Below are 13942 nucleotides of genomic sequence, written 5' to 3'. Positions count from 1 at the left end.
GCTCATTACTGCTGTGACGGGCTTACCCGTCCGGTTCTACTGGCCCGCGCACGCACCGTGGCGACTAAGTCTCCACCTCACACGAGGGTGTTCTTCCGGAAGCTCACCGGTGATGGCCGGGTCAAAGCTGCTACGTCGATGGTACCGGAGAAAATAGTGCGTTTCACTGCCCCGCTGCAGCGACGGGCAGTGCCACTGCGTTTCCCGGTGGCAAACTCCGCTGTCAGGGGGCGACGCCGGCGGTCCGACTGCATAGACTCATGCCATGACCGTCCACCGGCCGCCCCGGGCCTACCCGTGAAGCGCCGCAGCGCCAGCCGCCGGTGGCACGTGTCCTCTGCCCTTTGCGCCGCGCCCGTTGCCGTGGTGTCCGTGTTCCGGGCGGTCCCGGCGCCGTGGCCTGCCCCGGTGGTCCAACTCGTGGCCTTCACACCCTGGTTCGTGCTTCCCGCCGGCGCGGCCTTCCTGCTGGGGCTGCGGGCGCGCCGTCCCTGGCTTGCACTCCCGGCCGGCGCCCTCCTGGCCTTGCAGTTGCTCTGGCTGTTCCCGCCGGACCAGGTGGCGGACCGGCTTCTGGCCCGGCAGACGGATCCCTTGCAGGGACAAGAAGAGTCCATCGGACAGGGCACGGGACAGCGGCCGTCGGCCGAACTGAAGGTCATGACCCTCAACGCCTGGAAGGGCCAGGCGGATGCCGCGGAGGTGGTTCGGCTGGTACGCGAAAACGGCGTCGCGCTTCTTGCCGTCCAGGAGCTCTCCCCGGCCCTGGAGAGACGGCTGGATGCGGAAGGGCTGGGCGCGCTGCTTCCGCACCGGATCAGCCGCTCGAGGGACGGCGCGGGCGGCGGCGCCGTGTACTCCTCACGCCCGATCATTCCGGTGGACTCCGTGGACGGTTCCGCCTTCCACATGCCCACGGTGCAACTGGAGCTCGACGCCGGCGGCCGACAGGCCCCCCTCACCGTGACCAACGTGCACACCAAGGCTCCGGTGTGGGGCCGGGCAAGCCAGTGGCGGAGTGAATTGGCTGCACTGGGCCGCCTTGCCGCCCGCCCCGGCAACATGCTGCTGCTGGGCGACTTCAACGCCACCCTCGACCACGCCGAGTTCCGGCAGATGCTTCAGGGCCAGGACAGGAACAGGCCGGGCGGCCCTCTCGTCGACGCCGGCGCCGCGGCCCTGGCCCGCCTGGTTCCGACCTGGCCCATGGCCGGTCCCCCGTTGCCGGGCGTGGTCATCGACCACATCGTGACCGGCCCGCAGGTGCACAGCAGCGGCTATGCCGTGCTGCCGGTGGCCGGGTCGGACCACGCGGCGCTCCTGGCCACGCTGTCCGTCCCCGCGGCGGACTAGCTGCGCGGCAGTTTCATGCCGGACTCGGCCATCACGTCCCGGAGCCGGTCCGGGTAATCCGTGATCAGCCCGTCCACTCCGGCACCGATGAGCGCCCGCATGGTGGGCTTGTCATCAACGGTCCACGGGATGACCTGCATGCCTGCCGCGTGGGCACGGCGGACCATGTCGGCGGTGACGTAGGGAACATAGCCCGGATCCGTCACGGCGCCGTCCTGCGGAGTGCCGTGCACGGGAGAGATGGCGTCGAAGCCCAGGGAGGAGGCTGCGGCGACGAGGTCACCGCCGAAGTCATCGGCGTCGATGCCGCCCAGCCACGGCGACTTGCCGGGCTGGCCTGCCTGGAGGAAGTCCTTGTTGGTCAGGGCCACGGTGCGGATCTGGGGATCGCGCTGCTGGACCAGGCGCAACGAGCCCCAGTCGAAGCTCTCGATTGAGACGCGGCTCTGCATGTGGGCGGCCTTGATTTCGCGGAGCGCGACGTCGACGAACTGCTCGCGCGGGGCCGTTTCCTGGGGCGCGCCTGCCTCGACCTTGGTTTCGATGTTGAACTTCACCTGGCTGGCGCGGTGGGAGTCCGCCAGGGCGAAGACCTCGGCCAGCGTGGGCATCTTGGCGCCCGGCGAGGCCACCTGGCCCGGGAACTGGGGAAGCGTGAGGCTGCCGCAGTCCAGGCTGCGGACCTGCGCGAACGTCAGGTCCTTGACGTACTTGCCGACGTAGGGGAACTGGGGGTCGTTCGGCGTGACAGGAGCCGTGTCCAGGCACTTCTGGCCGCTGATCTTGCGGTCGTGGGTGATGACCTCATGGCCGTCTTTGGTGATCTGGAGGTCAAGTTCGAGGGTGGAGACGCCGGTCTCGATCCCCTTCGCGAAGGACGCCAGCGTTGACTCGACAGTCAGGCCGATGCCGCCGCGGTGGGCCTGGAGATCGAAGTGGTTGTCCTGGCCGTTGGTGTTCGTGTCGGCCGCGTGGGCCTGGGCAGCGTTTGCCTGGGCGGCGGCGGTGAGGAGCAGGGCTGCGCTGAGTACGGCAGCGCCGAGCTTCGTCGGGGTTCGCATGGGAAAGTTCTCCACTCTGGTGGTGTGCAGTTGCACGGGCCACCTTGCCCCGCCACGGCCAACTCCGGACCAGCGCAGCCTGACCACCGCACCACGCCAGGGTGAACGTCCGGTGTCGCCACCGGACGTCCCGGCCCCTGGCCCCGCCCTTGGCCCCGCTCCTGGCCCGCCCTACTGGTTCTTGCGGATCAGCTTGTAGTTGGCCGCCTGCGCCACCGGGCGGATCACGATCTGGTCCAGGTTGATGTGGTGCGGCGCGACGACGGCGTAGCGGACCACGTCGGCCACGTCCTCGGCGGTCAGTGGCTTCTCGACTCCCTGGTACACCTTGGCCGCCGCGTCCTGGTCGCCGAGGCGGTTCAGGGCGAATTCCTCGGTCTGCACCAGCCCGGGGGCCACCTCGATCACGCGGAGGTTGTGCTCGGCCTCTTCGAGCCGCAGGGCGCCGGTCAGGGCGTGCTGGGCGAACTTGGCCGCGTTGTAGCCGCCGCCGCCCTCATAGGCCGAGAGCCCTGCGGTGGAGGTCAGGTTCAGCACGGTGCCCTCGCCGCAGGCACGCAGCATGGGCAGGAACGCGCGGATCAGCTTCATGCTGCCCAGCACGTTGACCTGGAACATCCATTCCCAGTCCTCGGTCTTGGCCCCGGCGACCTTGTCGGCGCCGCGGGCACCACCGGCGATGTTGATCAGCGTGTCGATGCCGCCGGCGCGGGTCACCTCATCGAGCAGCCGGGCCACATCGGCTTCATCGGTCACATCGGCGGGAAGGGCGACGGCGCCGGTTTCGGCGGCGAGCGCTTCGAGCCGGTCGGCACGGCGGGCGACGGCGAACACGGTCCAGCCTTCCTTGCGGAGCGCACGCACGGTGGCCTCGCCGATTCCGGTGCTGGCGCCGGTGACTACTGCTGCTTTGGCTCCTGCTGCAGTGAATTCTTGTGTGTTGTTGTCGATTCCCTCAGTCATGGCACCACAGTAACGGCAATGCCGGGCTCATTTCCTGCTGTTGCTGCCCCGCTCGAGGAACTCCTGCAGCACCCGGGCATGGTTGGTCTCCGGGTCCCGGGCGCCGAAGAGCAGCGTCACTTTCCCGTGCTCCGCCGCGAGGTCCCGGAGTGTCTGCACGGCCGGGTTGCCCTCGAGCTCGGCTTCGTAGGCCGCCCGGAAGTCCGCGAACCGTTCCTGCATATGGCCGAATTCCTTGCGCAGCGGCGGGGAGGGCGCCACGTCCTTGAGCCAGAGCTCCAGTTGGGCCCGTTCCTTGCTGACTCCGCGCGGCCAGAGCCGGTCCACCAGGACCCGGCAGCCGTCGTCGTCGGAAGGGTCCTCATAGATGCGTTTGACCGCAAAGGTTCCGGCAGAATTGCGCTGAGAATTGCCCATCTGCGCATGCTACTTCACGTTACTTGGGCGGCTCCCACACCCGGCGAACCCGCCGCCGGCCGCATCCCGTACATCAGGGAATGGGAGTTAGTGGAAGAATTGGCCCATGGCTGAAGACAATCAGGGTACAGACACGCCCACCACCGCCCCCATCAACGTTCCGGACAAGCCCGCCCTGGAGGGGCTGGAAGAAGCGCTCACGCGGCGCTGGCTTGACGAAGGGACCTACAAGTTCAACCCGGACACCACCCGGGAGCAGGTCTACTCGATCGACACTCCCCCGCCCACGGCGTCGGGATCCCTCCACGTCGGACACATGTTCTCCTACACGCAGACCGACGTCCTGGCGCGCTACCAGCGTATGACCGGCAAGAACGTCTTCTACCCCATGGGATGGGACGACAACGGCCTGCCCACCGAGCGCCGCGTGCAGAACTACTACGGCGTGCGCTGCGATCCCGCGATTACCTACGATGCCGGCTACCGTCCCCCGGCCGAGCCCGCCAAGAACCAGCGCGACTTTGACGTCATCTCCCGCAAGAATTTCATCGAGCTGTGCGAGGAGCTCGCGGTCGAGGACGAGAAGGTCTTCGAGCACCTCTTCCAGACCCTGGGCCTGTCCGTGGACTGGGACCTGACCTACCGGACGATCGATGACAAGTCCCGCGCCATCTCGCAGCGGGCCTTCCTGGCCAACCTGGCAGCAGGCGACGCGTACATGGCCGAGGCCCCCACCCTGTGGGATGTCACGTTCCGCACCGCCGTGGCCCAGGCCGAGCTCGAAGACCGCGAGGTCGCTGGCGCCTACTACCGCTACCCCTTCTTCACCGAAGACGGCGAAAAGATCTTCATCGAGACCACCCGCCCCGAGCTGCTGGCCGCCTGCGCCGCGCTCGTGGCGAACCCCGACGACGAGCGCTACAAGGCGCTGTTCGGCAAGAAGGTCACCTCTCCCCTGTTCGGTGTCGAGGTAGAGGTCAAGGCCCACCCGCTGGCCAAGGCGGACAAGGGCTCCGGCGTCGCCATGGTCTGCACCTTCGGCGACCTCACCGACGTCACCTGGTGGCGCGAGCTGCAGCTGCCCACCCGCGCGATCGTGGGCCGCGACGGCCGCATCATCGGCGAGACCCCGGAGTGGATCACCACCGAAGAAGGCCGCGCCAACTTCGCGGCCATCTCCGGCAAGACGGTATTCAGCGCCAAGGAGTCCGTGGTGGAGCTCCTGGCCGGCGCGGAGCTGCTCGACGGCGAGCCCAAGAAGATCATGCACCCGGTGAACTTCTTCGAAAAGGGGGACAAGCCGCTCGAGGTCGTTACCTCGCGCCAGTGGTACATCCGCAACGGCGGCCGCGACGAGGACCGGCGCGAACGGCTGATCGGCCGCGGCAACGAGATTGAGTTCCACCCGGCGTTCATGCGCTCGCGCTACGAGAACTGGATTTCGGGGCTCAACGGCGACTGGCTCGTGTCCCGCCAGCGCTTCTTCGGCGTGCCGGTACCGGTCTGGTACCCCCTGGATGCCGACGGCAACCCCGAATACGACGCGCCGATCGTCCCGTCGGACGCGCAGCTGCCCGTGGACCCAGCGGCGGATGCGGCCCCCGGCTACGAGGAAGCCCAGCGCGACGTGCCCGGCGGTTTCACCGGGGACGCGGACGTCCTCGACACCTGGGCCACGTCCTCCCTGACCCCCCAGATTGTGGGCGGCTGGAGCACCGACGAGGCGCTCTTCGCCAAGGTCTACCCCTTCGACGTGCGACCGCAGGGCCATGACATCATCCGGACCTGGCTGTTCTCCTCCGCCGTCCGCGCCGACGCGCTGCAGAAGACCGCACCGTGGAAGCATGCAGCCATCTCCGGCTGGATCCTGGACCCGGACCGGAAGAAGATGTCCAAGTCCAAGGGCAACGTCATTGTGCCCACGGATGTGCTGGAGGAGTACGGCTCCGACGCGGTGCGCTACTGGGCTGCCTCGGCCAAGCTCGGCGCGGACACCGCCTACGAGATCGCGCAGATGAAGATCGGCCGCCGCCTGGCCATCAAGCTGCTCAACGCCTCCAAGTTCGTCCTGAACCTGGGCGCCACCGAGGACTCGGTCGTCTCCGGCGACCTGTCCGTGCTGAGCAACCCGCTGGACCGGGCCGTCCTGGCCCAGCTCGCCGACGTCGTCGAACAGTCGACCAAGGCATTCGAGGGCTACGACTACGCCCGGGCGCTGCAGATCACCGAGAGCTTCTTCTGGAACTTCACCGACGACTACGTGGAGCTCATCAAGGACCGTGCCTACGGTGCCGCCGGCGAGGAGCAGCAGGCATCCGTGCTGGCCGCCCTCGCGACGAGCCTGGACACCCTCCTGCGGCTCTTCGCGCCGTTCCTGCCGTTCGCCACGGAGGAAGTCTGGAGCTGGTGGCGCACCGGTTCCGTGCACCGCGCCCAGTGGCCCTCCGCCATCGCCGTCGACGGCGACACGACCCTCCTGGCCACGGTGGGCACCGCGCTCAGCGGCATCCGCAAGGCCAAGTCCGAGGCCAAAGTCAAGCAGCGCACCGAGGTGCTGTCCGCGACGATCACCGCCTCGGAGTCCCTCACGACCCAGCTCAAGGCCGGCCTCGCCGACCTCAAGGCCGCGGCCAACGCCCGTGAACTGGCGCTCGTCGCCGGCGAGGGTGAACTGGCCGTCAGCGACGTCGTGCTGGCACCGGCCGAGCCGCCCGTCCAGGCGTAGTCTCCGGCGGAAACAACACGAAGGGGCCCTCGGTCCGGTTCAGAGAAGCAATTCTGATCCGGCGGGGCCCCTACGGCGTCGCGGGGAGGCTCAGACCGCGAAGGACGTCTCGAAGTGCGTCAGCACCGGCGGGGCGGCCAGGAGTTCTGCCAGCCCGCTCGCGCCGTCGCCTGCGCGCCAGGCGCGATAGGCGGCGTCGTGTTCCATCGATACCCACTGTTCGACCACGAGAAAATGCGCCGGATCCTGGCTGTCGACCAGCACGTCGACCCCGAGGCAGCCATCAAAGGCGCGCGTATCGGAGAGAATATCGCGGAGCACCGCGGGAGCCGTGGGCAGGGCTTCGGCTTTGACGTTCAAGTCGAGATGGGCTGTAACGGGCATGGCGCTCCAATGTTCGCAGGTGGGGACAGGACAAGACCGGGTACAACCGGGCGGGTTGCCCGGAGATCACGGCACGGGGACCGCTGCCCCGTCATTGGAAGCAACAGCCGGGCCGCCGGGCTTGTTCCTTCGGCCCGGAACCCGGGGCAGCACAAAGCAAGTCCTATCGCTGAGGCGTGAGGTCACCCGGCACGGGTGAGGCGCCGCACCTCACCGGGGCACAGAATGAAGATGCAGCGGTCCGTCGGATCGCCTCGAACCCCAAGAAGAAGCGGAGGTCATACGCATGACTGAGACACTCGATGAACTGGGGCCGGTCGACTGGATCGTCGTTGAATTCCCCGGACCCGATTTCGGCAAGGGCCAGATCGCCCCGTTCCTGGAGGACCTGGTCCAGCGTGACCTCGTCAGGGTGCTCGACATGGTGTTCCTGAGGAAGATGGAGGACGGCACACTCGAGACGGCGGAGATCTCCGACCTCGACCCGAGCGAGCTCGGCGAGGTGCGCACGGCCGAGGCCGACCTGGCCATGGTGCTCTCTGAACAGGATGTCATGGACCTGGCCGAGACGATCGCGCCCGGCCACTCCGCCGCGGTGCTCGTCTGGGAGAACCTGTGGGCGGCCCCGTTCGGCACGGCAGTCCGCAAGGCCGGCGGCCAACTCGTGGCCAGCGGCCGGATCCCGACCCAGGCCGTCATCGCCGCCTTCCAGGCGGACGCCGAAGACCAGTCCCCTGAAGAAGCGATAGAAGGAGCCTGACATGCCACTGGCAGCACGACGCAGACGCAGGACCGCCGCCGCCGTCGGCGGGGCCGTTGTCGTCGCCCACGGGATCAACCGTCGCGGCGACCGGCGGGAAGACCGCCGTGACGACCGCGGCGACCGCCGGGAGGACCGCCGCGACTGACACCACGGAGCCAGTCCCCTGGCACCCTCAGGTGCGCATGACCCGCCCCGGGTCGTGCGCACCTGCACAATGCCCACTCCCCCAACGGAGGAAACATCCCGGGACGGCGATCTGACGAATTTGGGCACACTGCTTTGGGCCCACTGTTTTTGGGCAAGGTGTTTTTGGGCAAAGGGGAAGCCCCATCAGCGTTTAGCGGTTGGTGGGGCTTCGACTTTTCGATTGTCACGTGACGTCTTAGACAATCTGGCGGGATCCTTAGACTTTCAGGTCTTCCTACCTCGTCACTGGTAGCCATCATCTGACTTTGCCGAAGGCTGCGTCGGATGAGTGTCACTGAATCTTTGGTTCCTGCGTCCCTCTTCTTTCGAAGTGGGTAAGTTCTATTGTTGTCCCCCGGCCTGCCGTGCACAAGAGCCCCGGCAGAACTACAACAGAGTAGTTCTGCCGGGGCTCCCGGGAGGCCGGGCAGCGGCCCGGCCCGGCCTGTTCAGGCCTAGTTAAAGACCGGGCTTTCGGTACGGCTGCGCTTGATTTCGAAGAAGTACGGGAAGGATGCCAGGGTCACCGTGGCGTCCCAGATCTGTCCTGCCTCCTCGCCGCGCGGGATGCGCGTCAGAACCGGGCCGAAGAAGGCCGTGCCGTTGAAGGCGACGACGGGTGTGCCCACGTCCTGACCGACCAGCGAGATGCCTGCCTCGTGGCTGGCGCGCAGCTTTGCATCAAATTCGTCGCTCTGGCCCGCGCCCGCAAGCTCGGCCGGCAGTCCGGCCTCGGCCAGCGACTTGGCGATGACCTCGTCAATGTCCTTGATGCCTTCGTTGTGGATCTTGGTGCCCATGGAGTCATAGAGCGCCTTGATGTATTCGGCACCGTGCTGTTCAGCGGCGGCGGTGATGACGCGGACCGGAGCCCACGCCTTCTTCAGGAACTCGCGGTACTGCTCGGGCAGTTCCTCGCGGCCCTCATTGAGCACGGCGAGGCTCATGACATGCCACTCGGTCTTGATGTCGCGGACTTCTTCGACTTCGCCGATCCAGCGGGAGGTGACCCACGCGAAGGGGCACATCGGGTCGAACCAGAAGTCGGCTTTGTTGGTCATGGTTTCAGACACAGGTGTTCTCCTTAGGGAAGTCTGCGGGGAAAGCGCCGTGGCGGATCACGCACACGGCGCGCTAAAGATTACAGCGACCTTGGCCGCGATAATATTCCGGATCAGGCGGACTTGCGCCGTTTGACCTCGTCGTGGGCGATCATCGTGGGCGCTGCCTTCTTGGTCACGACCTCTTCGGTGATCACGACGCTGGCGACGTCGTCGCGGCTGGGGAGGTCGAACATGACCGGGAGCAGGACTTCCTCCATGATGGCGCGCAGCCCACGGGCCCCGGTGCCGCGCTCCAGCGCCTGGTCGGCAATGGTGTTGAGGGCCTCGTCCTCGAAGATGAGCTCGACGCCGTCGAGCTGGAACATCTTCTGGTACTGCTTGACGAGGGCATTTTTCGGCGTCGAGAGGATCTGGATGAGCGCGGCGCGGTCCAGGTTGGAGACGGTGGTGATGACGGGCAACCGGCCGATGAACTCCGGGATCAGCCCGAACTTGAGCAGGTCCTCCGGCATGACCTCGCCGTAGGAATCCGTGGTGTTCTTGACCTCGTTGAGCGGGGCACCGAATCCGATGCCCTTGCGCCCGGACCGCGAACCGATGATGTCCTCGAGCCCCGCGAAGGCGCCGGCCACGATGAAGAGCACGTTGGTGGTGTCGATCTGGATGAATTCCTGGTGCGGGTGCTTGCGTCCGCCCTGCGGCGGTACCGAGGCCACAGTGCCCTCGAGGATTTTCAGGAGCGCCTGCTGCACGCCCTCCCCCGAAACGTCCCGGGTAATGGACGGATTCTCGCTCTTGCGTGAGATCTTGTCGATCTCATCGATGTAGATGATGCCCTGCTCAGCCTTTTTGACGTCATAGTCGGCGGCCTGGATAAGTTTGAGGAGGATGTTCTCAACGTCCTCACCGACGTAGCCGGCCTCGGTCAGGGCCGTGGCGTCGGCGACGGCAAACGGGACGTTGAGGCGGCGGGCGAGGGTTTGGGCCAGATAGGTCTTGCCGCAGCCGGTGGGTCCGATCAGCAGGATGTTGGACTTGGCGATCTCGACGTCGTCGTGGTGCACGCCGTCGGCGAGGCTGCCGCTCTTCGGCGCGTGGCCAGCCTGGATCCGCTTGTAGTGGTTGTACACCGCGACGGCGAGCGAACGCTTGGCGGGTTCCTGGCCAATCACGTATTCCTGCAGGAAATCAAAGATTTCGCGGGGCTTGGGCAACTCGAAACTGCCCAGGTCAGCTACTTCCGCGAGTTCCTCTTCGATGATCTCGTTGCAGAGTTCGATGCACTCGTCGCAGATGTAGACGCCGGGCCCGGCAATGAGCTTGCGGACCTGCTTCTGGCTCTTTCCGCAGAAAGAACACTTCAGCAGATCTGTGCTCTCGCCAATCCGAGCCATGTGTGAACCCCTTTAGTAGCTTGCTGCTGGCTGTGACATGTTCCACTCTAGGTCACTTTGGGCCCGTTGGGTGGAAAGCGGACGCCGGTGCGGCCAAGTAAAAATGCCGCACCGGCGCCGCGGATTGCTGATTAGCGCGCGATTGCCTGGGGCTTGATCTTGCGGGAATCGAGGACCTGGTCAATGAGGCCGTACTGCATGGCCTCGGCGGCCGTGAGGATCTTGTCCCGCTCAATGTCGTTGTTGACCTGCTCAGGCGTCCGGCCGGAGTGCTTGGCCAGCGTGTCCTCGAGCCAGGAGCGCATGCGCATGACCTCGGCGGCCTGGATCTCGAGGTCCGAGGCCTGCCCGCCCTGTCCGCCGGACAGCGAAGGCTGGTGGATCAGTACGCGGGCGTTCGGCAGCGCGAGCCGCTTGCCCGGCGTGCCGGCCGCGAGCAGCACGGCGGCGGCGCTGGCCGCCTGGCCGAGGCAGACGGTCTGGATCTCGGGCCGGATGTACGTCATGGTGTCGTAGATCGCGGTCATGGCGGTGAAGGAACCGCCAGGCGAGTTGATGTAGAGCGTGATGTCGCGGTCCGGGTCGGTGGACTCGAGCACCAGCAGCTGGGCCATGACGTCATCGGCCGAGGCGTCGTCGACCTGGACGCCGAGGAAGATGATGCGGTCCTCGAACAGCTTGGTGTACGGGTCCTGGCGCTTGAAGCCGTAGGGGGTGCGCTCTTCGAACTGGGGCAGCACGTAGCGGCTGCTCGGCAGGTTGCCGGCAGTCGAACCGAAGTTGTAGTTCATGTTCATTGCTCCTGAATTCATTGCTGTCTACCTGCCGGTCAGTTCTCGGTGGCTGTCGCAGCGCCGCCGCTGTTTCCGGAGCCGTTGGCGTTGGTTCCGCCGCCGCCTGCCACGGATCCGGCGTGTGCGGCGATCTTGTCGAAGAAGCCGTAGTCGAGGGCTTCCGGGGCCGTGAACCACTTGTCGCGGTCGTTGTCCTTGAGGATGGTGTCCACACTCTGGCCGGTCTGGTCGGCGGTCAGCTCGGCCATGACCTTCTTCATGTGCAGGATCAGCTCGGCCTGGATCTTAATGTCCGACGCCGTGCCGCCGATGCCGCCGGAGGGCTGGTGCATGAGGATGCGGGCGTTGGGGGTGGCGTAGCGCTTGCCCTTGGTGCCGGAGGAGAGCAGGAACTGGCCCATGGACGCGGCGAGGCCGGTGGCAACCGTGACAACATCGTTCGGGATGAACTGCATGGTGTCGTAGATGGCCATGCCGGCGGTGACGGAGCCGCCGGGTGAGTTGATGTAAAGGTAGATGTCCCTTTCAGGATTCTCCGCCGAGAGCAGCAGCAGCTGGGAGCAGATCGCGTTGGCGTTATCGTCGCGGACCTCGGAGCCGAGCCAGATGATGCGCTCTTTCAGCAGGCGGTTGTAAATGTAGTTATCCTGGGCTGCCGGATCGACCGTGGCCATCCGGGGTGCCCCTGCTTGCTGTGACATATGTACTTACCTCTCGCTGGCGACGGTGACGCCACTGGACGACATCACTGAACTTTCCTACAGCGACACTAACCGTTTTCACGCCCGCTTTGTTCGCTGGTGCCGGGCTGTTCGCTGACGGCGCACGATTGCCGGGACCCCGCGAGCCGGGTCCTGGATGCGGGCCCTTTCCGGCTCCCGAACAGACCGTGCCGGCCGGGCATGGCTGCAGGCGGGGCTTAAAACAGTCGGCCCCCGGATCGGTGATCCGGGGGCCGACTGTTCTACGTCTCAGTGACTGCTAGAACTTCACTGCTGCGGGGTCATCACTCGGCGTGGCCTCGGTGGTGGCTTCTGCCGAAGCTGCTTCGTCCTCAACGGTCTCGGCGGCCGGGGCGGCTTCGTCACCGGGGCGGACGAAGTCGCTCAGGTCAACCTTGTTGCCCTCGGAGTCGGTGACCTCGGCCTGGCCCAGCACGACGGCCAGTGCCTTGCGGCGGCGGACCTCGGAAACCATCATGGGCACCTGGCCGCTCTGATCGATGATCTGGGCGAACTGGTTCGGGTCCATGCCGTACTGGCTGGCGGTGGTGACGATGTAGTCGATCAGCTCGTTCTGGCTGACGTTGACTTCTTCCTTCTCCGCGATGGCGTCGAGGATGATCTCGTTCTGGAAGGCGCGCTCGGTGTTGGCCTTGACCTCGGCGCGGTGCTCCTCGGTGTCGTGCTCGCCTTCACCGTGGGCGTTTTCGGCGTTGAAGTGCTGCTCGAGCTGCTCTTCGACGATCGACGCCGGGACGGGAACCTCGACGAGCTCAACGAGCTTGTCCAGGACCTTGTCGCGGGCCTCGACGCCCTGGTCAACAACCTTGGACTCGGCGGCCTGCTTGGCCAGGTCCTCACGGAGTTCCGCGAGGGTGTCGAACTCGCTGGCGAGTTGGGCGAAGTCGTCGTCGGCGACGGGGAGCTCGCGCTCCTTGACGGCCTTGACGGTGACCTTGACCTGAGCGGACTCGCCGGCGTGCTCGCCGCCGACCAGCGTGGTGTCAAAGATGGCGTCCTCGTCGGCGCTGAGGCCGGTGACGGCCTCGTCGAGGCCTTCGAGCATGGTGCCGGCGCCAACCTGGTAGGACAGGCCGGAAGCGGAGTCAACATCGGCGCCGTCGATCGAGGCTGCGATGTCGATCGTCAGGAAGTCGCCATCGGCGGCCGGGCGGTCCACGGACTTCAGCGTGCCGAAGCGGCCGCGGAGCTCGTCCAGGGCCTTGTCGACGTCGGCGTCGGAGGACTCGGCGGCGGCGACCTCAACCTTGATGCCTGCGTAGTCGGGCAGTTCGATCTCGGGGCGGATGTCAACCTCGGCGTGGAACTTGAGCTCGCCGTCGGTGGCGGACGGGTCCGGAACCTCGGTGATCTCGACCTCGGGACGGCTCAGGGGGCGGATGCCGGTTTCCTGCACGGCGGCCTGGTACCAGCCGTTGAGGCCTTCGTTGATGGCCGTCTCCAGGACGTAGCCGCGGCCAACGCGCTGGTCAATGAGCTTGGAGGGGACCTTGCCCTTGCGGAAACCGGGGACCTGGATCTGCGAAGCAACAGTCTTGTATGCCTCTGCGATGCTGGGCTTCAATTCCTCAAAGGGGACCTCAACATTGAGCTTGACCCGCGTGGGGGTGAGGTTCTCGACAGCGCTCTTCACAGTCTAAGTACTCCTGGTGTGGGGGGTATGGGGTTCTGCATTGCCACGTGCTGGCAGTGCTTGCAGAGTCGGGGTGACAGGATTTGAACCTGCGACTTCCTGCTCCCAAAGCAGGCGCTCTAGCCAAGCTGAGCTACACCCCGTAAGTGCACAGAACAGTCTACGGTCATACTGTGCCGATTTGCACATTTGACACCGGGGCCTTGAATTGGGTTTAGTTGTATCCGGCTTGAACAGCCGCCCGGAAGTTTTACTGGAGTTCCAGTGAGATCCCCGGGGACGTAGCTTAATGGTAAAGCCTCAGTCTTCCAAACTGATTACGCGGGTTCGATTCCCGTCGTCCCCTCAGAAATATGACGAAAAAAGCCCCTCTCCGGAGGGGCTTTTTTCGTTCCCTCCAGGCCCCGGTGGCCGGAGCTTCGGAGCTTGGAAGGGTTGGCTTGGAAGGGCAGGCGTACCGGC

13 protein-coding genes and 2 tRNA genes are annotated in these 13942 nt (G+C 66.0%); 5 read left to right on the top strand and 10 right to left on the bottom strand.

The window, feature by feature from the left end; translation table 11 throughout:
• Positions 1–330: 330 nt before the first annotated feature.
• Positions 331–1353, top strand: a complete 1023-nt coding sequence (locus ARTB_RS00905; RefSeq protein WP_243177228.1) for an endonuclease/exonuclease/phosphatase family protein — start codon at positions 331–333, stop codon at positions 1351–1353.
• Here the strand turns inward: ARTB_RS00905 and ARTB_RS00900 are convergent.
• From ARTB_RS00900 to ARTB_RS00890, 3 genes are all read right to left on the bottom strand, one after another.
• The gene (locus ARTB_RS00900; protein ID WP_243177227.1) at positions 1350–2414 is read right to left on the bottom strand and encodes a glycerophosphodiester phosphodiesterase; all 1065 of its coding nucleotides are present in this window, start codon (positions 2412–2414) and stop codon (positions 1350–1352) included. The two genes, ARTB_RS00905 and ARTB_RS00900, sit on opposite strands and share 4 nt — an antisense overlap.
• A gap of 171 nt (positions 2415–2585) precedes the next feature.
• Positions 2586–3377, bottom strand: coding sequence for an SDR family oxidoreductase (locus ARTB_RS00895; protein WP_243177226.1), 792 nt, complete (start codon positions 3375–3377; stop codon positions 2586–2588).
• 27 nt (positions 3378–3404) lie between these two features.
• Positions 3405–3794, bottom strand: a complete 390-nt coding sequence (locus ARTB_RS00890) for a DUF488 domain-containing protein (protein WP_243177225.1) — start codon at positions 3792–3794, stop codon at positions 3405–3407.
• Between the two features lie 106 nt (positions 3795–3900).
• On the opposite strand from ARTB_RS00890, the gene valS reads away from it, so the two are divergent.
• Positions 3901–6519 carry a valine--tRNA ligase gene (gene valS, locus ARTB_RS00885; RefSeq protein ID WP_243177224.1) on the top strand — a complete coding sequence of 873 codons (2619 nt, stop codon included), beginning with the start codon at positions 3901–3903 and terminating at the stop codon, positions 6517–6519.
• Positions 6520–6609: 90 nt separating this feature from the next.
• Here the strand turns inward: valS and ARTB_RS00880 are convergent, their stop codons facing one another.
• Positions 6610–6903: a putative quinol monooxygenase gene (locus tag ARTB_RS00880; protein ID WP_243177223.1), complete on the bottom strand. Its 294-nt coding sequence runs from the start codon at positions 6901–6903 to the stop codon at positions 6610–6612.
• Positions 6904–7189: 286 nt separating this feature from the next.
• On the opposite strand from ARTB_RS00880, the gene ARTB_RS00875 reads away from it, so the two are divergent.
• The gene (locus tag ARTB_RS00875) at positions 7190–7663 is read left to right on the top strand and encodes a DUF6325 family protein (protein WP_243177222.1); all 474 of its coding nucleotides are present in this window, start codon (positions 7190–7192) and stop codon (positions 7661–7663) included.
• Between the two features lies 1 nt (position 7664).
• Positions 7665–7811 carry a hypothetical protein gene (locus ARTB_RS00870; RefSeq protein ID WP_155855732.1) on the top strand — a complete coding sequence of 49 codons (147 nt, stop codon included), beginning with the start codon at positions 7665–7667 and terminating at the stop codon, positions 7809–7811.
• Between the two features lie 496 nt (positions 7812–8307).
• Here ARTB_RS00870 and ARTB_RS00865 read toward each other — a convergent pair whose 3' ends face one another.
• The 6 genes from ARTB_RS00865 to ARTB_RS00840 all read right to left on the bottom strand — a co-directional run bounded on the left by ARTB_RS00865 (position 8308) and on the right by ARTB_RS00840 (position 13623).
• The gene (locus tag ARTB_RS00865) at positions 8308–8913 is read right to left on the bottom strand and encodes a mycothiol-dependent nitroreductase Rv2466c family protein (protein ID WP_243177972.1); all 606 of its coding nucleotides are present in this window, start codon (positions 8911–8913) and stop codon (positions 8308–8310) included.
• A 113-nt stretch (positions 8914–9026) separates the two neighbouring features.
• On the bottom strand, positions 9027–10310 hold the full coding sequence (clpX, locus tag ARTB_RS00860; RefSeq protein WP_243177221.1) for an ATP-dependent Clp protease ATP-binding subunit ClpX: 1284 nt from the start codon (positions 10308–10310) through the stop codon (positions 9027–9029).
• A 131-nt stretch (positions 10311–10441) separates the two neighbouring features.
• Complete coding sequence (locus tag ARTB_RS00855) at positions 10442–11101, bottom strand: ATP-dependent Clp protease proteolytic subunit (RefSeq protein ID WP_026266422.1); 660 nt, start codon at positions 11099–11101, stop codon at positions 10442–10444.
• 38 nt (positions 11102–11139) lie between these two features.
• A complete protein-coding gene (locus ARTB_RS00850) occupies positions 11140–11778 on the bottom strand; it encodes an ATP-dependent Clp protease proteolytic subunit (RefSeq protein ID WP_243177971.1) in 639 nt (212 codons plus the stop codon).
• A gap of 307 nt (positions 11779–12085) precedes the next feature.
• On the bottom strand, positions 12086–13480 hold the full coding sequence (tig, locus tag ARTB_RS00845) for a trigger factor (protein ID WP_243177220.1): 1395 nt from the start codon (positions 13478–13480) through the stop codon (positions 12086–12088).
• A gap of 68 nt (positions 13481–13548) precedes the next feature.
• Positions 13549–13623, bottom strand: a tRNA-Pro gene (locus ARTB_RS00840).
• Between the two features lie 132 nt (positions 13624–13755).
• Here ARTB_RS00840 and ARTB_RS00835 point away from each other — a divergent pair.
• A tRNA-Gly gene (locus tag ARTB_RS00835) sits at positions 13756–13826 on the top strand.
• The last annotated feature ends 116 nt before the right edge of the window (positions 13827–13942 follow it).

Source organism: Arthrobacter humicola, assembly GCF_022803015.1.
Taxonomy (GTDB): domain Bacteria; phylum Actinomycetota; class Actinomycetes; order Actinomycetales; family Micrococcaceae; genus Arthrobacter; species Arthrobacter humicola_A.
The sequence above is the reverse complement of the archived record's forward strand: the minus strand, read 5'-3'. Positions and strand labels throughout refer to the sequence as shown.